Origin of the sequence: Streptococcus sanguinis, from assembly GCF_900475275.1 — a bacterium.
In the GTDB taxonomy this organism is placed as follows: domain Bacteria; phylum Bacillota; class Bacilli; order Lactobacillales; family Streptococcaceae; genus Streptococcus; species Streptococcus sanguinis_N.
Genome location: NZ_LS483364.1, coordinates 51,362 through 71,782, shown reverse-complemented (window position 1 = coordinate 71,782; position 20,421 = coordinate 51,362). Strand labels below are relative to the sequence as shown.

Sequence of the window (20,421 nt, the reverse complement as noted above, 5' to 3'; positions counted from 1 at the left end):
ATTTATGGTTTCACATTGCCAGAATTTGCTTCATCTATGGCTTGCTTAATGGTATTGGCATAGAGAGTTCCCCCCTCAATGATGGACTCTGAGTTTGAGCCAAAGTGGACATAGTCTGTCCCTTCCCAAATCTGCGGATTTTCGATAGCAGTTTGATGCCAGTCAGCCACAAAGACATAGTCGTACTTTTTGGCTAATTCCAGCTCATACTCCCGCTGCTGGGCTAAAACACCGCCCTCTGAGCGACCGTCATAAGGGGTCACGAGGATCAGTTGATGTCCCTTAGGCAGGCTGGAAACATACTCATCCAAAAGCTCATTCGAATAACCAGACGAATTGGTCCCGAGAGCCAGGACAACCTGCTTCTTCAGTACTCTATTAGCAATATCTGTCTTGTAGACCTCTAAGCCTGTGCTCAGACTGCGGCTAACGACAGTATCTAGCTCGATTCCTGGCAAGATCTGCTGCAATTGATCGCTTGAGCGCAGGGCAACCGAGTCACCAATCATGGTAATTCCGTCCGCCACATTATACTCAGTCGCCTTGGACTGATCAACCTGACTGCGAGTTGTCTGCATCTTAGTGTCTGCTTGATTCAGAGCATTGACAATCAAACTTTCCTCAAAAGCTCCTACCTTGGGTGCTGTCACCGAGATAAAGAACATAATCAAAGTCAGCGGAATCATGCTGTAAAAGATTGGCCTAGTAAGAGACGATAGATCCATCTTGGTCCCCATGATAACTGGCTGACGACCAGCAAGAGTTGGCTCCAAGATATAGAAAGACAAGGCTGCAAAGGTAAGAGACAGCAGCGTGGTCAAGAGAACAGCCAAACCGTTACTCATCAGCTGGCTAAAGATAATATAGAATGGCCAGTGGAAGAGATAAACACCATAGCTAGTATCTGCGATAAAGTTGATAAGGCTAGGTTCCTTCACATCTGGGAGCTTGTCATGCAGCATCCTGGCAGCCAAAATCATCAGACAGGCCAAGATAGTCGAAATCAAGAATCCTACCAGGTAGGTCCAAAGGTTATCAAACTTGAGTAGGAAGCTGAGCAAAAGCAAAACAGCTGCACTGCCACCCATAATTCCTAGCACTTGCTTGAGAGCCAGCTTTTCTTCCAGCATCTTAAAGCGACTGCTGACATGGCCGACGCCAGATAAGGTTGCTAGGATGCTTCCTGCAAAGAAAGGAAAGACGTGGGTCAAACTTGAGAAATAAATGTCAGAGTAATTCTTAGTGGTCAAAGCACCAGCAAACATTGATACAAAGCTGAGCAAAAAGAGACCTGCAGAAACTAGTGCAATCATGCCGCGATAGCGGGCCGTTGACTTGGCAACCTTGCCCAAGCCCCAAGCAGCCAGCCCCCAAAGAACATAATAGTGCACTTCTAAAGCCAGACTCCAAGTGTGGATCAGGATGTGCGGCACAAATTGACTCTCATAACTGCCGCCTGAGAGCATTTCATAAAAGTTGGTCACAAAGCCCAAAGCAGCCGCAATCTGCGTCCCAATCCCAGCCACAAAATCCTTACGGATTAAGAAAGTAAAGGGCATAACGACTAAAATCATAAAGACCAGAGGCGGTACAATCCGATAAAAACGCCGTTTGAAAAAGCCTTGGATATCGATTTCTTTCTTCTTGGCAAACTCGTCAATAAGCAGAGATGTAATCAAGAATCCAGAAAAGGTAAAGAAGATATCCACGCCAATAAAACCGCCAGGGAAAACGCCCTGGAAGTAATGATAAAGCAGAACTAGAAGCAGCCCCGTGATTCTGACGAGCGAAAACCATTTAATGCGCATTTTGATAAATTCCTTGTTTAAACGTTCCTTCATAAACGACATTGCCTTCTGTCGTTAGCTTTCCTTGTCCGTCGGCCTGACCCTTGCTGAAGTCCCCTTCATATTTCCAGCCAGCCTGCGAGGTAAAAGTCCCTTTGCCGTCAAAGATGCCATTGCGAAATTGACCGGTATAACTATCCCCATTTTGAAAAGTCATAGTCCCCTGACCGTTCATCTTCCCGCGAACCAAGGTCCCGTCATACTTGATCTTGCCCTGATCCAGCGTTAAAACGCCCTTACCAGGAATCCCCGAGGTAAAGACCAGAATAGCTGACAGCACAATAACCGTTACAGCCAAAAGTTCTAAATTCTGCCGGGTCAGATAGACCTTGTATTTATCGTAAAATTCTTTTACTTTATCCATATTCCTATCCATCCAAACGCTCCAGCCACTTCTTGCAGCCAGCCAAGACCAAATCATAGGTTTGATCAAAATCTCCTGTGTACCAAGGATCTGGCACACTTTCTTCCTCAAACTGATAAATTTTATACTGAAAATCCTCGGGCGCCATCCGCTTCAAATCTCGGACATTGCTTTCATCCATACCGATGACGTAGTCAAAATCCGCAAAATCCGCTGCCGAAATCTGCTGAGAAGTCTTGTCCCTATCATAAGAAATGGCATATTTCTCAAAAATAGCCTGTGTTCCCTGATGAATGGGATTGCCGTGCTCCCAGCTTGAAGTTGCCCGGCTCTCGATTTTCAACTGGTCTGTTAAACTCTTCATGACAAACTCTGCCATCGGACTGCGGCAGATGTTGCCCAAACATACAAATACAATTTTCTTCATAGAATACCTCGCTATCTATTATAACAAAATAATGGCAAAAACTAGCCCTGAATCGTTTACAGTTTCCTGATTCTCGTTGAAAACTGGCAAGCCCTACTCCTATTATGTCTGAAAATAGCAAAAAACCACCGTTTGGTGGCTTTTTGTAGGGAGATTATTTTTTAAAAAGAAAAAAGTTTTAGGAGTTAAGTTAATTTCTTAACTTGGTTATAGTATAATATCCATTTCTTAAAACTTCCTTAAAATAACTTAAACATTTTACTCTTAGCTTATACCTATTTATCAGGATAGTGATATTCCAGCTGCGGCCAGCGTTTCTGCCAGTTCTTCTTAGCCAAGCGCTCAGCATAGACACGCTGACGCTCCTTATTTTCAAGAAAATGAGGAGTCGGTCTGACCTGAAAGTTTAAGATATCCTTCAAACCATAGGGAGCAAAAAGTTCCAGTTTATCATTTGCCAGCAAGCGCAGTCCGATAGTCGTGCAGCGCTCAGGATACTTACTCATGGCTTCGCGAGCATTTTTATAAGGCGCCGTTCCAGGACTATGGCGGTGCATATAGGCTTGATTTCTCAGCTCCCATCGATACTGTGGCCAGTCTGCCTTGAGCTTGGCTTCCAGCTCTATCCTCTCTGCCTCAGCATAAGTCGGATCAAAGAAAATGACATCTACATCCGTGTCAGAATCAAAACCTGGTCGCTCTGACAGCATATTCCAGATAAAATTCCTCACACATCCAGCCGCTAACCAAGAATCCTTGAGCTCCAGACTGCGAATAATTTCCAAAATTCCTCGGATGTCTGGAGCTTGACCTAGTCGGTCTAAAATCTCCTTTTCTGTCATCATTCCTTCATATACTCATATCCTAAATGCTCATAGGCTTTGCGGGTAGCCACGCGCCCAGTCCGTGTCCGCATGACAAAGCCTTTCTGAATTAGGTAAGGCTCATACATGTCCTCCACTGTTTCACGCTCCTCAGCAATATTGACCGAGAGGGTTCCCAGCCCTACCGGACCGCCACCATAGACCTCAATCATAGTCTTCAAAATCTTCTGATCCACATAGTCCAGCCCTTCCTGGTCCACATCCAGCATGGAGAGAGCCTGATCGGTTATCTTATCATCAATCAGGCCATTGCCCATAATCTGCGCGTAATCCCGCACCCGCTTGAGCAAACGATTGGCAATCCGCGGAGTGCCTCGACTACGCAGAGCCAGCTCCTTCGCAGCCTCGTGGGTAATATCCATCTCAAAAATCTCTGCAGTCCGCTCGACAATTTCCGTCAAGTCGCCAGTTTCATAATACTCCATATGACCAGTAATTCCAAAGCGAGCCCGCAGAGGATTGGACAGCATGCCTGCCCGAGTGGTCGCCCCAATCAGAGTGAAAGGCGGCAAATCCAGATGGACGCTGCGACTGGTCTCACCTGAGCCAATCATAATGTCGATGTAAAAGTCTTCCATAGCGCTGTACAGCACTTCCTCTACTGCCATTGGCAAGCGGTGAATCTCATCTATAAAGAGGACATCACCCGGTTCAAGGTCATTTAAGATCGCAACCAAATCACCGGACTTTTCAATCACCGGACCAGAAGTCTGCTTGAGATTTACGCCTAGTTCATTGGCAATGACAAAGGCCATGGTCGTCTTCCCCAGACCTGGAGGGCCAAAAAGCAGGGTGTGGTCCAGCGCCTCATCCCTTAGCTTAGCCGCTTCAATAAAAATCTTCAGCTGGTTCTTGACCTTGTCCTGACCGATATACTCCTGTAAATACTGGGGACGCAAGGTGCGCTCCACTAATTCCTCATCGCCCATTAATTCATTATCTAAAATTCTACTCATAGAACTATTATAGCAGAAAATAAAGCCGAGGAAGCAAATCTAATTCGCGTCTGAACACAAAAAAAGACCACCGGATTGGGTGGCCTTTATGGGAGATTATTATGAAAAAGTTTAGGATTTCTATCAAATAAAGTTAGGAGGTCTTCATTTGATACTCATAGTATACTGCCCCTAACTTAAAGAAACCTTAACTTTGTATAACGTATCCTTTAAAATTTAACATTTGAGTTACAATCCGATAAACATCCTGTCTTATTCTAAAATTTGAGCAAAAAAAGACCACCGGATTGGGTGGCCTTTATGGGAGATTATTATGAAAAAGTTTAGGATTATCAAACAAAGTTAGGGGGCTTCATTTGATAAGAATAAGTATAGCAGCCTTAGCTTAAGAAAAACTTAAAGTAAAATTCAGTTAGCAAAAAAGATTTTGCTTTTGATAGTGGAGCCTTTTTCCTTGCTTAAGATTAGCTACTTATGAAAACATAGTCTCTGAAAACTGGACCAAGAAAAACGGCAGAAGGAGGTACTGCCGTTTTTTGTGCTCTTTCGCGATTGTTTCTTTATAAAGTTGCTGGTACATCAGCAAAATACACCGTCCTGCTGGTAAAAATCTGACCGGCCTTGAGAATGACATCTGACTGCTGGCTGCTGTGAATGGCATCCGGCAGGGCCTGGGCTTCCAGAGCCAAGCCATTATGCTGAATCATAGGCTGGCCGTCAAACTGAACCGAATCATCCACACAATTCGCTGAATAAATCACTAAGCAGGGCGCCTGAGTCTCAATAGTCAGGCGGCGGCCCGATGCTGGATAATAGAGCGTCCCTGCCTGATCTCGGCTTGGGTTTAGAGCAAAAGGATGATCCAAGCCAGATACTAGCCGAATTTGCTCATCGGTCGCAGCGAAAATTTCTTTAAGGGAAGCGCCCTTGGTCAGCTTCTTGACAAAGTCACGCTCTGCATCAGCCTTTTTTTCAGGAAGACCGTCAGCTGCGATAGGATAGACACCACCAGTATTGAGCTGCAGGATATGGTCATCAATGGGCTGATTGAAACGACCTGACAGGTTGAAATAGCTGTGGTTGGTCGGATTGACCAAGGTATCTTGATCTGTCTGGACTTGATAGGAGATTTCCAGCTTGCCCTTCTCTGTCAGGGTATAGGAAATCCAGATTTTCAGATTGCCCGGGAAGCCGCCAGTTCCGTCAGTCCGCTCTGTATAAAAGGTAAGTCCGTCATTACTGACTTCCTCTACTTCAAAAACGCTACTGTCCCAGCCGCTGGATCCACTATGGTTGCAGTTTAAGCCATTATTGGCCTCTAGCTGAAAGGTCTGACCATTCAGATCAAATGTTGCACCAGCAATACGTCCAGCAACTGGACCAATGCTGGCTCCGTGCTTAGGGCTGTTCCCAATATAGTCCTCAAACTGATCAAAGCCAACGACGATATTGTCAAAGTGATTATTTTTATCAGGAGTGACATACTGGATGACGGTCGCTCCGTAGTTCATGACTGTCAGTCGATAACCTCGATCGTTTTCAAAAGTATAAGCCAGAATCTCCTGACCGCCCAGCTTGCCAAAAATGGATTCTCGGTAAGATTTCATACAAAACCTCTTTTATCTATCCTGCTAAAAATCACGAACTTGCCAAGTCCTGTCTTCAAAAGGCAGGTCAAGCTTGTCCACCCAAGACACCGCTGTTTGGCGCAAGACTTGATTAAGATCCTCGATATTCTGACGGCCTGTCTCGTCCAGCCACGCTTGAGCTGCTGCAGCTCCCTCTTGGGCAAAGACTGAGACTGCATCCTTCCAGGTAGCCCGTCCACACAGAACGCCGTTAAACTGTGAGCCCGCTTCATGGGCTAGCCGCAGCGTTTCTTGGAAAAGCTCGGCACTGACACCAGCGCTGAGGAAAATGAAAGGCAAGTGCGTCGCATCTGACTGTTCTTTAAAGAAAGCTCGGGCTTCCGTCACGCTGTAGACTGGCTGAACTCCTTCTTTTGTGAAGCCCTCGACAAAGTTCATATTGACCGGCACTTCAACCTTTAAGACATCTACATGATAGCGGGAATCTGAAAAGAGTTTGACTGCCTCGTTGACCTTATGCGGCTTAAGCTTGGCATAGTTAGCGTCCAAGACACTGTCACTCTTAGCGTCATAGGTCAAAATCTCCAGAAAATAGGGAATATCCTCAGCTAAGCATTCACTGCCCACGCGCTCAACCCAGGCCTGCTTGATATCGTTGATTTCTGGCTTGTCGTCCACATCATAGTAAATCAAGACCTTAACGGCATCTGCGCCCATGTCTCGGATGCGACTAGCTGACCAGTTAGGCAGCAAGTCCGGCAGGCGGCCCTCGGCTGTCGCATCATAGCCGGTCTTCTCGTAGGCCACTATTAGCCCACAGGACGCAGCTCGCAGCTCGGCTGCTGGCAGACCGAACTCCAGATCCAACAGGATGGAGCTGGCATAGGGCGTCAGCTGACTAGAGATTAATTCTTTAAACTGAACCAGAGCTTGGTCACCAGATGGCGCATCTTCTCCGCTGGCCAGCATTTTCTTGAGCGAGCCACGCTGGTCAATGGCCAAAGCCCCGATAATCCCCTGCTCGTTTGATAGTTTTTTCAAATGGCTCACTTTTTTGTGACTGATTTGTAATTTCTCCATAACTTTTCCTTTTCTTACTGCCCAAAAGGGTGAATGATAACTCCCTGTACTACACGATTGACCGTGCCTGTCGGAGACGGTGTATCTGGACGGTTTTTGACCTTGAGCGAGGACAAGAGGGCAAAGAGCTGAGCGTAAACAATGTAAGGGAAGATGCGATAGCTATCTCCCAGAGGCTCTTGGGTACTTAGCACTACTTGCTCGACTCCTTCCAACTGCTCCTCCCGGTCAGTCAGCATCACCAGCCTGCGGACAATCCCGTCACCAGCCACTTCCCGCACCAAATCCAAATCATAAGCCTTGGTATAGGCATCTGCCGAACCAAAGACCAGAACGACGGTGTCTTGGTTAATCAGCGACTTAGGTCCATGCCGGAAACCGACTGGGCTTTCGTACATGGTCGCAATTTGGCCGGCTGTCAACTCTAAAATCTTAAGCTGGGCTTCATGTGCCAAACCAAAGAAATGCCCTACCCCCAGATAAATGACCCGACTGAAATCCAAATCAACCAGCTGCTGCACATCTGCAACGCGGCCTAAAACATCTTGACTGAGCTGAATCAAAGCCGCAACCTTAGCTTCCTTCTGGTCTAGTTCAGCCCGGTCAAAGACCAAAAGGGCTGTCAGCATCATAGAGCTGAAGCTAGAGGTCATGGCAAAGCCAGCATCATTAGAAGCTTCCGGCTGCAGGAGCAAAAGATTCTTTTCATCACCTTGGGCCTGCTGGGCTAGCTTGCCTTGGACAGCACAAGTAATGGTAATCTGGTACAAGTCATCTACCAACTGCTTGGCCAAGTCCACGGTCGCTACACTTTCTGGGGAATTTCCGCTGCGGGCAAAGGAAACCAGTACCGTCGGTACTTCTCTCTTCAGATGCACCAAGGGGTTGGCCACGATATCTGTCGTTGCAATGGCGTTGAAATTCCATTTGCGCTCATCATAAATCTGCCTAAAATAAGGAGTCAAAGTATCTCCGACATAGGCTGATGAGCCAGCTCCGGAAAAAATGACCTTGATGTAGTCATGTTTGTTCTCGATTTTTTTCAGAAAAGCAGCGATAGCTGTGGCTTGAGCCTTGTAACTGTCAAAGGCTTCCTGCCAAACCTCAGGCTGCTGATAGATTTCTCTCGTTGTGATGTCAGCCCCCAGACGCTGCAATTCTTCCTGTGAATAATCTAACATTCTCTTTCTCATTCCTTTCCATTATTTTGAAAAAAGGGGGAGCGAGACAGAAATCCAGAAAATCCAAGATTTTCGGCTCGCTGTCCCACCCCCGCGACGATGGCTAGGCTTGAAATATGCTTTTAACAAGCTTTTTCAAACCAGACAGCGACTGCATTTTGCAATGCTGAACCATCCATTTCCCTAGGCCAAGAGGCATCTCCCAAATTCCTCTTAGACCAGTATGCTTGAATCAACCACTGTGGTCAATCCTCAGCTATCATCAGTCTCCCATCTGCTGACAGCGCAAGGACTTGACCTAACTAGAAGTGGCTGTTCAAGCTTTTATTCATCTTCATCATCCATTAGATCAGCCAAGACATCATTGACCTTAACAATATTCTCTGCTGCCTTGGATGGATAGCTAACTTCTGCTCCTGTCAAAGAAGAGTTAATAAACTCAATGACCATGGGCAGATTGACCCCCGCATAAAGCTCGATATCCTGTCCTTCCATAATGAAACGGCTGACTACATTACAAGGAGTGCCCCCCAAGAGATCCGCAAAGACCAAGTAATCCTCAAAATCTTTGACCGTCTCTAAGAATTTAGCTACGAAGTCTTCTGGACCTTCCTCCGGAAGCAGGGCTACTGCATGGATATCTTCCTGAGGCCCCATAATCATTTCCGTAGTGGTTTTCAGTTCTTCACAAAAGCGACCATGACTGACTAAAACTAATTTCTTACTCATAAATCACTCCATTATTCTGGCACTTGTCCCAGCAGGAAGTAGCCGATAGCAGAGAAGCTTACTGCCATGATAATGATAATGAAGATAGCCTTGGTAGAGTTCATTCCTTTCTTGCCCAAGAGCCAGAAGATAAAGCCTGTAAAGACTGCTGGAATCAAACGTGGGAAAATCAGATTCATCATGTCTTGGAAATCAATAGCTTTTTCACCGATGTTCCATACCCAGGATACTTCAAAGTTGATCATAGTAGCAATCAAACCACCCACCATAAAGATACCCAATACAGAAGCCGCTTCAACAAGAGCTGTCAAAGTACTTTGCATGTTGGTGATGAGATTGACCCCTTCTTTGTAGGCGAATTCTAACTGTTTCCAACGGAAAATGTCATAAGCAACTGCTACAGCAATCCAAAGGAAAATTCCCCAAGGCTGGCCTGCAATAGCCATGGTAGCAGCGATAGATCCCATGATGGCTGGCACAAGAGAGCCAAAGATGGAGTCTCCAAGAGGAGCAAATGGTCCCATAAGACCTGTCTTGATACCATTGACCGCATCTTTTGATTTAACACCGTCTTTTTCTTCCATAGCTAGGTCAAAACCTGCAATAATGGTGTGGAAGAAAGGTGATGTATTGAAGAATTGCGTATGCAATTTCATCATTTCTTGCAATTCTGGAGTGCCATCTCCGTACATTTTGCGCAGCTGAGGCAAGAGCATGTAGAGATAACCTGACCCTTGCATCCGCTCGTAGTTCCAGCCTAATTGGAAAGTGAACAAGCTGCGTTTATTGATTTGTTTAAAATCTTCTTTTGTTAATTTATAATTAGAGTTCGTCATCTTCAATTTCCTCACTTTCTGATTTTGTGCTAGCAGCTGGCGCAGCAACTACTGTTCTTTGGCTGTATTTGAAATGCTGTACTGCAAGGAAGATACCAAAGATAGCTACACCAATCATAGACAAACCTTTGAAGTTGTTGGCAAATGTGATCGCAGCATCTTTTGGAAGAGTCCCAACAATACTAGATACAGCCCCACCCAAAGTTTGAATGTTTGAGTAAAGCACAGTCAGCATAGCCGTCAAGCCAAAACCAAGAGCTAAGTAGTGAAGATTACGTTTAACTGGAAGGTAACGAAGCAAGATAGCAAATCCAAGTCCTGGTAACATACGACCAGCCAGTGTCAATCCTGCAGCCAGCCATTTCACACCAGCAACACCATCTACTATCGCTTGTACAAATGCTCCACCAAATGCCAGAGCCAGAAAGACTGGGAGGGCACGAGACAGAGCCCAAGGAAGGGCACCTAAGAGATAGTTGCGTTCAATACCTTTATAGTCGAAGCGTTCAACTGCTGCATCCACACGGTGCGCGAAATAAGTCGTTGTCATACGGCCTAAGATATCAAAGTAAGTTAGCAAAGTTGCTACCGGTACTGCGATTGTCGCGATAGCCAACTCTGGCTTAATGCCTTGTGCTACGGAGAAGGCTGTCGCCAAAACGGCACCTGATGTCGCATCAATACGAGAAGCTCCACCAAATGTCCCCACACCAAGAACGAACAATTGCAGGCTACCACCAATAAACAAACCGGTCGTCAAATCGCCCATAATCAAGCCAGTAATGAAACCAGCAAATACAGGAGATCCTGCTGACGAAACGATGGTCAACTCATCACAGATTTGATAAGCTGAGTACAAAGTGAGTAGTAAAATTTGCCACCATTGTATCATAACAATGTCCTCCTAAAATTTTGTCTTATTTTAATAACTTCATGAAGTCCTCAACCGGATCGTTGGGAACCATTTGCGCTGTCAGTTTTACTCCTTTTTCATGAAGCTTGTGAAAGGCTTCAACATCTGCATCTACCACATTGATAGAGCGAGTAATAGAGCGAGTTTCGTCTGACTGAGACATATTGCCGACGTTCAGCGTTTCCAGCGGAACACCAGCTTCGACCAACCGCAGGAAGCGGTCTGGCTTGCGAGCAACAATCAAGAGTCGCTGCGAATCATACTTGCCAGCCAAGATATTTTCTGCTGCCTTAGCAATCGGCAAGACACTGAGTTTCACGCCAGCTGGCGTTGCAAGCTTGAGCCCGCTCTTTTCGATAGCATTTTCAGCTACCTCATCGTCAATCACCATAATGCGTGAAATGTTGAGCTTGGTAGTCCAAAGATTGGCTACCTGTCCATGGATCAAACGTCCATCGATACGTGCACCTACTATTGTCATAGATTTTCCCCCTTTATTGTTTTAAATGTAGGTTGGTTAACTAAGTGAATGGTTTCGCTATAGATCCCTTCTGTCTCAAAGATAATGATGCGATTGTCGCCTTCTCTGAGCAGGCTGTGCGGGATATAAAGCGATAAGGTCGGTCCGACATTCCAGAAGCGGCCAATGCTGACACCGTTGACAAAGACGACGCCCTTGCCAAAGTCGGACAGTTCCAGATAAGTATCTTTAAGCGCTTTCATTTTAAAGTCAAAAGCGTAGAAAGCTGGTTGATTTTCCTGCCACTCTTTTGAAAAGTCGATCTTTTCTGGATGGTCCAGTGGCAGTGGATAATGCTGCCAGTCAAGCAGGAAGTGCAGATCCTTGCAGACACCGGTACGAATGCCCTTCTGCTGGGTATCTGCCAAGAGTTTGTGCCCATAATTGACCCGGCCCATATTTTCCATCAGAATGTCAAGCTGGTGCTCTGCCTTTTTCTGGCCGTCCACCATAATATCCTGACCGATTTCTGTCTGGTACTGGGTTGCAATGTGCTGACCGTCCACATAGAGCTGCATCCGGTCGCGGCCGTCAATGACACGGAGCCTTTCCTGATCAGCATCCCAACTAGCCCAAGTCCGATATAGCAAGTAGCCGACATTTTGCCCCAGCTCCTCCATCTTCATTGGATAGAGACTTTCGATAGGCTCTGCCAAGTCAGGCAGTGTCTCAAAGAGACTGACCTTCTGACTGAGCGGAATATTCCTGAGTTCAAAAGCCTCTTTCACCAGCGGCTCCATCTGCGGATACTCTGGATAATGCTCTTTCAGCATCCTCTGGACTGCATAGTACTTATCCGTCGGATTGCCTCGCTCATCAAGTAGAGCATCATAGTCATAGGAAGTTACCTGTGGCAGGTCAATGACACCTCTGGCCGAACAGCCGTTCATAAAGCCAAAGTTGGTACCGCCATGAAACATATAGAGATTGATTGAGCCCTGCTGGAGCACTTCGTGAACAGCTTGAGCCAGTTCGTCTGGATCTCGCTTGATGACAGGCTCTTTCCAGCGATTGAACCAGCCATCCCAGAACTCCATACACATGAGCGGCCACTTTTTGCCATGCTCGTCAAAGAATTCCTGCAGCTGGGCAAAATTGTAATCTGCCTTGGAGCCGAAATTTCCTGTCACAAAGACATCGTCATCAATCAGCGTACCCGCTCGAAGCGTAGCCCGCCAAGGCCCGTCTGAAGTAAAGAGCGGACAGGTTACACCTCGTTCTTCCATGAGCTGTCTGATTGCTCTCAGGTAGGCCTTGTCTTCCCCATAAGAACCGTACTCATTTTCCACCTGCATCATGAGGATATTTCCCCCATTGTCCAGCAGCCTTGGAGTCAGTCGCGGCAGCAGCTCGTCATAATAGCTGGCTACAGCCTGCAGAAAGGCCTCATTTGATGAGCGGATGCGCATATTTTCATTGAGCAGCCAGGCCGGCAGACCACCGAACTCCCACTCCGCGCAGATAAAAGGCGAAGGGCGGATAATGGCATAAAGTTCCAAATCCTGAGCCGTCTGTAAAAATGCCTCAATATCTAAAATCCCTTGGAAATCAAAGACACCTTTTTGGGGTTCGTGCATATTCCAGGGAAGATAGGTCTCCACTGTATTAAAGCCCAGAGCTTTGAGATTATAAAGGGAATGATACCAATCCTCAGGCTGTACCCGAAAATAGTGAATGGCTCCCGATAAAATCTTAAACTCCCGATCATCCAAACAGAAAGAATGACCAATTTTGAATCTTGCCATCTGATGTTCCCTTCGGTGTAAAACCGCTTTCATCTCTTATTAATATTAATATAATAAATTTTTGCATAAATGTCAACATTTTTTTTAAAAATATGTTAAAATCTTAAGTAAGAAAAGTAAAAAAAGAGAGGTGAACAAAATGGCTATTCCAAAATACCAACAAATCAAAGATGAGCTCAAGCAGCAAATCATTTCTGGCAAATTTGAAAATGGCGATAAGTTTTACACAGAGGCTGAGCTGATTCAGATGTTTAATGTCAGCTCCATTACTGTTGTCCGCGCTTTGAATGAACTGGCCAACGATGGCTACATCATCCGCCAGCAAGGCAAGGGAACCTTCGTTTCACGTGCAAGAAAGCACAAGCTGGTGGAATTTTCTGACGTTGAGACCTTCCCTATCCAAAAAGATAAGGTGACTGTTCTCTCCATCAAGCGTGGGAATGACCTGAAAATCTTGGATAAGCTAGAACTGGCACCAACGCAGTTCTACTATAAGATTGACCGGATCAGACGGACTGGCGATAAAGTCTATATCTATCACCAAACCTATATCCCTGAGCAATACATCAATCCTAACTATCCAGATATGGACTACTACAGCTCTATCTACAATCGCTTCAAAACTGACTACCACATTCACATGAATGATGAGCATTTTGAAGAGACCAATGAAATTGTCTTCCCAACACCAAAAGATGTTGCGAAAGTACTGGAAGTTGATACCAACTTCCCGACTGTTCATCAGGTGAAGATTACCCAGCTGGAAAGCACTGGCCAGATCTTAGAGTACAGCGAAACTTACAAACGCGGTGACTTCTTCAAGATTAAGTTCATTTCCTGCAATCGGGACCACTAAGATTGAAAACGATGGCTTCTAATCGGCTGTCGTTTTTTCTTTCATCTTGTGTACTTATATCTATTATAAGTCTATCTATACCAATTTGCAATCCATTCTAGTAATTTTTGTTCATTAAAAGGTGAATTCTGTCAAAAAGTAAACGAAACTTATGATTTCGTCCTATTTTTAATCAATTTAAAGAAGAAAAAATAAGAAACACTGGCTGTTCCCCTGAAAATTAGTACAATGATAAAGCAAAAAAGCTGGATTCAATCCCAGCTTTTTGATATAAAATGTTCCTTATTTTGCAAATGAAGTCGTTTATCAAGTCTTTAGAAAAACGGCTATTTTTTTATTTCTAATTCACGGACCTGAAGCAAAACATTAGGCAAATCTGCCCCGGCTTGTAGAAGAGCAGCAGCCGTATAGGATCCTTCTACCAAGGGAACATTATTGATAATGATTTCCTTATCAGAAAAGTCCGCGACCATTTCCAGATTCATCCGAGCCGAACCCAGATCGAAAAAGGCCAAAATAGTGTCCTTGTCATTGGCATCTAAAGCTGCCTGAATCCCTTCAAAGCTGGTCCCAATGCTACCGTCGTCCAACCCGCCCACATAGCTGATGGCCACATCTGCCGCCACCTGCGAAATGAGGTCAAACAAGCCTTGGGCCAGGTTTTTGGAATGGGAAATGATAAGAATGCCAGTATCTGCCATCAGCCTGCCTCCGTTTCTAGAAGAGCCTCAAAGAGGAGACCAGATGAAGCCGAACCGGGATCGATATGACCGATAGAGCGCTCACCGACATAGGAAGCCCGCCCCTTGGTCGCCTTCAAATCCTTAGTCGCTTCCACTAGGGAACCAATCATTTCACGCGTCAAGTCTCCGGACTGCAGAGAAATGGGAAGCCCCGACCAGACATCCACCATGGTCTTCTCACCCGGCACAGCCTTGCCCCGCTTCTGAATCATGTCCAGCCCAGCTTGGATGACTTCTGACAAGTCTTTGCCGTCTTTTTCAGCTTTGGCCATACCCATGAAAGCTGAGCCATAGAGAGGTCCGGAAGCACCGCCGACCTTGCTAATCAGCTGCATAGAAACAGCCTGAAAAACCTCAGCCGCACTGGCAAAGTCCTTAGCAGCTAGACTCTCTACTGCTGCCGCCATTCCCCTGGCCATATTGGCGCCATGATCACCGTCGCCGATGGGAGTGTCGAGATCAGACAGATAGACTTTCTGGTCCTGGATCTTCTCGTTGAACAACTGCATCCATTTTTTTGCTCTTGCTGCGTCCATAAGCACCTCCTTACCAAGCGGCTGTTGTGACAGGACTGTTGAGAGCTTTCAGCCAGTCTGGCTGGTCCAGCTGGATAAAGGTCAGAGAAATCCCCGCCATATCAATGGAGGTCATGTAATTACCCAGCTTTTTGTAAACAACTTCGACTCCAGCATCTGCCAGGAGATTTGCTACATCTGCCGCAAAGACATACTGCTCCATGAGCGGTGTTGCCCCCATACCATTGATGAGGATACCAATTTTTTTGCCAGATTTGAGCTCAAAGGACTGACTGAGTTTTTCGACCAATTCTTTAGCTAAGTCCTTAGACGGCTGCATCTTTTCCTTGCGATAGCCTGGCTCACCATGGATGCCAATACCGAACTCTATCTCATCATCAGCCAAAACAAAACCAGGCTTGCCGACTTCCGGTACGGTTGCCCCGCTCAGAGCCAAGCCAACCGTGTGAATATGTTTGACCAGCTCATCAGCCAGAGCCTTGATTTCAGTCAGAGATTTGCCTGCACGCGCCGCATTCCCTAGAATCTTATGGACAAGAATGGTGCCAGCCACTCCGCGGCGACCTTGGGTATAGAGGCTGTCTTCCACTGCGATATCATCATCTACGACGACACTAGCCACCTCAATCCCTTCCATCTCAGCCATTTCCTGAGCCATTTCAAAGTTCATGATGTCACCGGAGTAATTCTTGATCACCATGAAGACCCCAGCTCCCTCATCTGCTTCCTTGATAGCCTGCAAGACTTGGTCAGGTGTTGGCGAAGTAAAGACTGCTCCGCAAATAGCGGCTGACAGCATGCCCTCACCGACAAAACCCGCGTGGGAAGGCTCATGACCACTGCCACCGCCAGAAATCAAGCCAACCTTGCCTGTCTTCTCGCTCTTACGGGCAATGATATCGAAGCCCTCCACCCGATAAACCAAATCGCTGTGAATATAGGCCAAGCCGTCCAGCATCTCGTCCACAACCGCTGTTGGATTATTGATAATTTTCTTCATAGGTGTCCTCCGTTTCTCAGCGTTTCTTTACAACGAGCAATTCGCCCTAAAAAGAAAGCGCTATCATTTTGATATTATTTTAACATTTTATCTTACTGAAAGCAAATTCTGTCACATCCTAGACTAGAAGAAAGCATCAAATTAGTTGACAAGAAAAAGTAGACAGTGTATACTAAAGATAGATAAGTAGACAGTGTATACTTTAGGAGAAAATGAATGAAACGCAATACTGCCCAGCTGAAAGAACAACTCATCCAAACAGGGATTGACGAAATCGGAAAACACGGAATTGAACAGCTTTCGCTCAGGACTGTTGCCAAGGCCTGCGGTGTAACTCACGGCAGCCCCTACCGCCATTTTGAGAGCAAGGAAGGCTACCTTAAGGTAGTTTTGACCCAGCTTTCGCTGTTTCTCAATCAGGAAATCAATGAAAATATTGATGCGACAGGTTCTGCGCGTGATCAGCTGACCCGGCTTGGACTTAATTTCATTATTTTTGCCAAGACCTACCCTCATTTTTTCGAAGCTCTCTTTATCAAATTTCCTTTTAAATATATGAAGGTGACTCAGGACACCATTCTCTTGGAGTCTGACCTGCCTGGATTTGATAAATTTAAGGAGCTTGTTTTAAAGCTTCGCGAGGAGGAAAATTTTAGCAATAGCGAAGCAGAAAGCCTTTTTCACTTTTGGAGCTTTATCACAGGCCTAGCCGTTCTGACCAACAGTCCTATCGGACAAGACCTTGATCCTCAAGCCATCCAAAGCACGATCGAGCACATGCTTGACATTTATATCAAAGGAGAACGATCATGAAAACCTTGATTATTTACACCCACCCCAGCCCAACTGGCTTCAATACTGCTATTCTCAAAGAGGTTCAAAGCAACCTTTCTAAGAAGCATGAGGTAAAAACCTTGGACTTGTATGCTGAAAATTTTGACCCTATCTTACGCTTTGACCAAGAACACAGACGCCGTGATCTGCATAAAGACCCTGAAATGGCCAAATACCGAGATTTAATCACTTGGGCAGACCATCTGATTTTCATTTTCCCTATCTGGTGGAGCGGTATGCCGGCCATTCTCAAAGGCTTTATCGACCGCGTCTTTGCGGCTGACTTTGCCTACTCTTATAAGAAAGTCGGACTCCAAGGCCACCTGCAAGGGAAATCCGGCTGGATTATCACCAGCCATAATACTCCAGGTTTTGCCCTGCCTTTCGTTCAAGACTACGGTAAGGTGCTTAAAAATCAAATCCTGAAACTTTGTGGAATTTCTCCAGTCAAACTGACCGAGCTCAACGGAGTAGAACGCAAAACAGACCAACAACGTCAAGAAATGCTCAAGAAAATCGGACAACTGGCCAGTCAAATTTAAGATAAAGCAAATAGGCACTTCCCTAAGAAGCGCCTATTTTTTTGTTTAATCCAGCCCCACGCGCTTGAAGATTTCATCTACGCGCTTGGTGTAGTAAATAGGATTGAAGATTTCATCAATTTCTTCTTGAGTCAGACGGGAAGTCACTTCTGGGTCCGCTTCGAGCAGAGGCTTGAAGTCTACTTGATTGTCCCAAGACTGAGCAGTCTTTGGCTGCACCAGATCATAAGCCTGCTCCCGAGTCATGCCTTTCTCAATCAAGGTCAACATAGCCCGCTGGCTAAAGATAAGACCAAAAGTTGAGTTCATGTTGCGCTTCATGTTTTCTGGAAAGACGGTCAAGTTCTTGACGATATTACCAAAGCGGTTGAGCATATAGTCGATGAGAATGGTCGTGTCCGGTGCGATAATCCGCTCAGCTGATGAGTGGGAAATGTCGCGCTCATGCCAGAGAGAGACATTCTCAAAGGCCGTCACCATGTGGCCTCGAATGACACGCGCCAGACCAGTCATATTTTCAGAGCCGATAGGATTGCGTTTGTGAGGCATTGCTGAAGAACCTTTTTGTCCCTTGGCAAAGAACTCTTCGACTTCGCGCTGCTCAGACTTTTGCAGACCGCGAATCTCAGTTGCCATACGCTCGATAGAGGTTGCAATCAAGGCTAGAGCTGAGAAGTATTCAGCATGGAGATCACGTGGCAGAACTTGAGTCGAAATCTCCTGCGGACGGATGCCTAATTTCTCACAGACATAACTTTCCACAAATGGCGGAATGTTAGCAAAGTTCCCAACCGCACCAGAGATTTTCCCAGCTTCCACACCCGCAGCCGCAATCTCGAAACGCTCGATATTACGCTTCATTTCGCTGTACCAGGTCGCGAGCTTAAGACCGAAAGTCGTCGGCTCCGCATGTACCCCGTGGGTCCGTCCCATCATGATGGTGAACTTGTGCTCCCGTGCCCGCTCCGCAATGATGTCGGTGAAGCGACGCAGATCCTCACGAATGATGTCATTGGCCTGCTTGTAGAGGTAACCGTAGGCTGTATCCACCACGTCGGTCGAGGTCAGGCCATAGTGCACCCACTTGCGCTCCTCGCCCAGCGTCTCAGAAACCGCCCGCGTAAAGGCCACCACATCGTGGCGCGTCTCCTGCTCAATCTCCAAGATGCGGTCGATGTCAAACCCAGCCTTCTCACGAATCAAGGCCACATCTTCCTTGGGAATCTCACCCAGCTCAGCCCAGGCCTCATCAGCCAGAACCTCAACCTCCAGCCAAGCCTTGTACTTATTTTCCTCAGTCCAAATATTCGCCATTTCGGGACGAGAGTAACGGTTGATCATAATTAATTTTTCCTTTCCTTTTATACTTGCCTTAAGTAGTGGGAACAGAAGTGACCTCTTACAGAGTTCCATTTCCAAGTTGTGAGCCTTTAAAGGCTCACAACTTCCCTGCAACCAAACTGATAGTTTGGTTGCAGGGAAGTATCTAGTGGGCGACCTACGGTCGCAAGATTGATTTCATCTCTTATTTAATACACTGTTGCAACTTATTTACACAACTTCTCCAAAAATTTATGAATAAATTTATAACACAAAAATGTTCAATTTTTAAGAACTCTCTTTTTGACTCCTCATTATATATAATTTTTCTATAGGTAGCATTATCAATAATACGATTTTTATAAGTTTCACCACCAAAATAAATTGCATCTCTCAAATCTTCATATGTAGCGTTTTCACTGTATAATATACTATCATATATGTTAGAGGCTCTCAATTCTCCTAGTTTCAATTTAATATTAATAATAAAACTACCAAGTACATAGCCAGATAACCATAAAAAATTAATAGTTGAAAATATTTTCAGCTTACTTTTTATTATTACTAAAAATAATAATTCAATAGTTTCATTAATCTCTTTAATAAATCCACTTTTGTATAATGAATCATAAAAATCCCTAGGTAAAACATTTGATAAGTTTTGCACCGTCATGGTGGATTGTGCAAACTGACCTATAACATAGTTTGATAATATATGTTCCATTAAGGTGGGAACTATGATAGAAAATAATGCTCCAAAAATTAATGTTGAATTAGTCACTTTTCGAAGATAAGGAACCGGCAGCAACAAAGTGAAAATCAGATACATTATTATCACAAAGCAAAAATACTTAACAATTGACTCAGTAGTACCCACATCTTCAATTTTAACCGATAATAGACTTAAAGAAGTAATAGGAATTATAAAATAATATATGGGAGTCCAGTGATATCTCAATTTTAATATAATAGCTATAAGTACTAATAAAATGGCTACATGAGCTACATTCAAATCACTACCGAAAATTTTTATTTTACGTAAATCTATTCCAACTTGATTAAATAAATAAAAACTTAGAACTACTGCAAAAAATATTCCATACGCTGTTATCAGAGACACTTCGTCAATTTTTCGTCTTTTGACAATGTCGGTTTCATGACCTAAGTCTGTTACATAAAAATAGACACGCTCTCGGACCTTTTCTCTACTTTTTCTTGTATCTGTCCACTTCTTTATAATTTCCTTCCGCCAAAGTGCTAACATGGAGAAATAATATATAGAGAATAAAAAAATTAATAATTGTTGATTTGGATAATAGTAATTCAGTAACATTATCAAAAAAAACAAACCAAAACTTACCCATTGTTTTGGCGTAAATTGTATTTTAGGGTTGTTATTCTGCATAAACTCCTCCCTAGAATTGTTTTATATTAAAGTCTAAATTCTTCTTTAATTTGTTTTCTTGAGAAATAATTAGATATCTGGATACTCTCTTCATTTACCAATCAATCCCTTTCC

General features: G+C 45.0%; 21 protein-coding genes. 3 read left to right on the top strand and 18 right to left on the bottom strand.

Annotated features, from left to right (window positions below):
- Nucleotides 1-2 precede the first annotated feature (2 nt).
- From DQM55_RS00435 to DQM55_RS00370, 13 genes are all read right to left on the bottom strand, one after another.
- The gene (locus DQM55_RS00435) at nucleotides 3-1,808 is read right to left on the bottom strand and encodes an acyltransferase family protein (protein WP_048773663.1); all 1,806 of its coding nucleotides are present in this window, start codon (nucleotides 1,806-1,808) and stop codon (nucleotides 3-5) included.
- Nucleotides 1,798-2,223, bottom strand: coding sequence for an MORN repeat-containing protein (locus DQM55_RS00430; RefSeq protein ID WP_002908432.1), 426 nt, complete (start codon nucleotides 2,221-2,223; stop codon nucleotides 1,798-1,800). Before DQM55_RS00430 ends, DQM55_RS00435 begins: the two co-directional genes overlap by 11 nt.
- On the bottom strand, nucleotides 2,216-2,638 hold the full coding sequence (locus DQM55_RS00425) for a low molecular weight protein-tyrosine-phosphatase (protein WP_048773659.1): 423 nt from the start codon (nucleotides 2,636-2,638) through the stop codon (nucleotides 2,216-2,218). Before DQM55_RS00425 ends, DQM55_RS00430 begins: the two co-directional genes overlap by 8 nt.
- Nucleotides 2,639-2,913: 275 nt before the next feature.
- Nucleotides 2,914-3,483 (bottom strand): nucleotidyltransferase family protein, encoded by a 570-nt coding sequence (locus DQM55_RS00420; RefSeq protein WP_004184459.1) that lies wholly within the window; start codon nucleotides 3,481-3,483, stop codon nucleotides 2,914-2,916.
- Complete coding sequence (gene ruvB / locus DQM55_RS00415; RefSeq protein WP_048773656.1) at nucleotides 3,480-4,478, bottom strand: Holliday junction branch migration DNA helicase RuvB; 999 nt, start codon at nucleotides 4,476-4,478, stop codon at nucleotides 3,480-3,482. The genes DQM55_RS00420 and ruvB overlap by 4 nt, the downstream gene beginning before the upstream one ends.
- Nucleotides 4,479-5,038: 560 nt before the next feature.
- Entirely contained in the window at nucleotides 5,039-6,085 is a 1,047-nt protein-coding gene (locus tag DQM55_RS00410; protein WP_111675127.1) for an aldose epimerase family protein, read from the bottom strand.
- A 24-nt stretch (nucleotides 6,086-6,109) separates the two neighbouring features.
- Nucleotides 6,110-7,147 carry a tagatose-bisphosphate aldolase gene (gene lacD / locus DQM55_RS00405; protein WP_111675126.1) on the bottom strand — a complete coding sequence of 346 codons (1,038 nt, stop codon included), beginning with the start codon at nucleotides 7,145-7,147 and terminating at the stop codon, nucleotides 6,110-6,112.
- A gap of 14 nt (nucleotides 7,148-7,161) precedes the next feature.
- Entirely contained in the window at nucleotides 7,162-8,340 is a 1,179-nt protein-coding gene (locus tag DQM55_RS00400) for an SIS domain-containing protein (RefSeq protein ID WP_111675125.1), read from the bottom strand.
- 312 nt (nucleotides 8,341-8,652) lie between these two features.
- Entirely contained in the window at nucleotides 8,653-9,057 is a 405-nt protein-coding gene (locus tag DQM55_RS00390; protein WP_111675124.1) for a PTS sugar transporter subunit IIA, read from the bottom strand.
- Nucleotides 9,058-9,068: 11 nt separating this feature from the next.
- Nucleotides 9,069-9,893, bottom strand: a complete 825-nt coding sequence (locus DQM55_RS00385) for a PTS system mannose/fructose/sorbose family transporter subunit IID (RefSeq protein WP_002914222.1) — start codon at nucleotides 9,891-9,893, stop codon at nucleotides 9,069-9,071.
- Nucleotides 9,880-10,785: a PTS mannose/fructose/sorbose/N-acetylgalactosamine transporter subunit IIC gene (locus DQM55_RS00380; RefSeq protein ID WP_002901969.1), complete on the bottom strand. Its 906-nt coding sequence runs from the start codon at nucleotides 10,783-10,785 to the stop codon at nucleotides 9,880-9,882. Before DQM55_RS00380 ends, DQM55_RS00385 begins: the two co-directional genes overlap by 14 nt.
- A gap of 25 nt (nucleotides 10,786-10,810) precedes the next feature.
- Complete coding sequence (locus tag DQM55_RS00375) at nucleotides 10,811-11,287, bottom strand: PTS system mannose/fructose/N-acetylgalactosamine-transporter subunit IIB (RefSeq protein WP_002898809.1); 477 nt, start codon at nucleotides 11,285-11,287, stop codon at nucleotides 10,811-10,813.
- Complete coding sequence (locus tag DQM55_RS00370; protein WP_002914223.1) at nucleotides 11,284-13,104, bottom strand: glycoside hydrolase family 35 protein; 1,821 nt, start codon at nucleotides 13,102-13,104, stop codon at nucleotides 11,284-11,286. The genes DQM55_RS00375 and DQM55_RS00370 overlap by 4 nt, the downstream gene beginning before the upstream one ends.
- Nucleotides 13,105-13,210: 106 nt before the next feature.
- Between DQM55_RS00370 and DQM55_RS00365 the strand changes: the two genes are divergently transcribed.
- A complete protein-coding gene (locus DQM55_RS00365; protein ID WP_002907683.1) occupies nucleotides 13,211-13,927 on the top strand; it encodes a GntR family transcriptional regulator in 717 nt (238 codons plus the stop codon).
- Between the two features lie 326 nt (nucleotides 13,928-14,253).
- Here DQM55_RS00365 and dhaM read toward each other — a convergent pair whose 3' ends face one another.
- Genes dhaM through dhaK form a run of 3 tightly spaced genes read right to left on the bottom strand, consistent with a single transcriptional unit; the run spans nucleotide 14,254 to nucleotide 16,206 of the window.
- A complete protein-coding gene (dhaM, locus tag DQM55_RS00360) occupies nucleotides 14,254-14,628 on the bottom strand; it encodes a dihydroxyacetone kinase phosphoryl donor subunit DhaM (RefSeq protein WP_111675123.1) in 375 nt (124 codons plus the stop codon).
- Nucleotides 14,628-15,206 (bottom strand): dihydroxyacetone kinase subunit DhaL, encoded by a 579-nt coding sequence (dhaL, locus tag DQM55_RS00355; protein WP_111675122.1) that lies wholly within the window; start codon nucleotides 15,204-15,206, stop codon nucleotides 14,628-14,630. The genes dhaM and dhaL overlap by 1 nt, the downstream gene beginning before the upstream one ends.
- Before the next feature lie 10 nt (nucleotides 15,207-15,216).
- Nucleotides 15,217-16,206 carry a dihydroxyacetone kinase subunit DhaK gene (gene dhaK / locus DQM55_RS00350; protein WP_111675121.1) on the bottom strand — a complete coding sequence of 330 codons (990 nt, stop codon included), beginning with the start codon at nucleotides 16,204-16,206 and terminating at the stop codon, nucleotides 15,217-15,219.
- Between the two features lie 216 nt (nucleotides 16,207-16,422).
- Between dhaK and DQM55_RS00345 the strand changes: the two genes are divergently transcribed.
- On the top strand, nucleotides 16,423-17,019 hold the full coding sequence (locus tag DQM55_RS00345) for a TetR/AcrR family transcriptional regulator (RefSeq protein ID WP_002894377.1): 597 nt from the start codon (nucleotides 16,423-16,425) through the stop codon (nucleotides 17,017-17,019).
- Nucleotides 17,016-17,582 carry an NAD(P)H-dependent oxidoreductase gene (locus DQM55_RS00340; RefSeq protein ID WP_111675120.1) on the top strand — a complete coding sequence of 189 codons (567 nt, stop codon included), beginning with the start codon at nucleotides 17,016-17,018 and terminating at the stop codon, nucleotides 17,580-17,582. Before DQM55_RS00345 ends, DQM55_RS00340 begins: the two co-directional genes overlap by 4 nt.
- A gap of 45 nt (nucleotides 17,583-17,627) precedes the next feature.
- Here DQM55_RS00340 and purB read toward each other — a convergent pair whose 3' ends face one another.
- Both purB and DQM55_RS00330 read right to left on the bottom strand, forming a co-directional pair.
- On the bottom strand, nucleotides 17,628-18,923 hold the full coding sequence (gene purB / locus DQM55_RS00335; protein ID WP_111675119.1) for an adenylosuccinate lyase: 1,296 nt from the start codon (nucleotides 18,921-18,923) through the stop codon (nucleotides 17,628-17,630).
- A 184-nt stretch (nucleotides 18,924-19,107) separates the two neighbouring features.
- The gene (locus DQM55_RS00330) at nucleotides 19,108-20,307 is read right to left on the bottom strand and encodes a hypothetical protein (RefSeq protein ID WP_111675118.1); all 1,200 of its coding nucleotides are present in this window, start codon (nucleotides 20,305-20,307) and stop codon (nucleotides 19,108-19,110) included.
- Nucleotides 20,308-20,421: the final 114 nt, after the last annotated feature.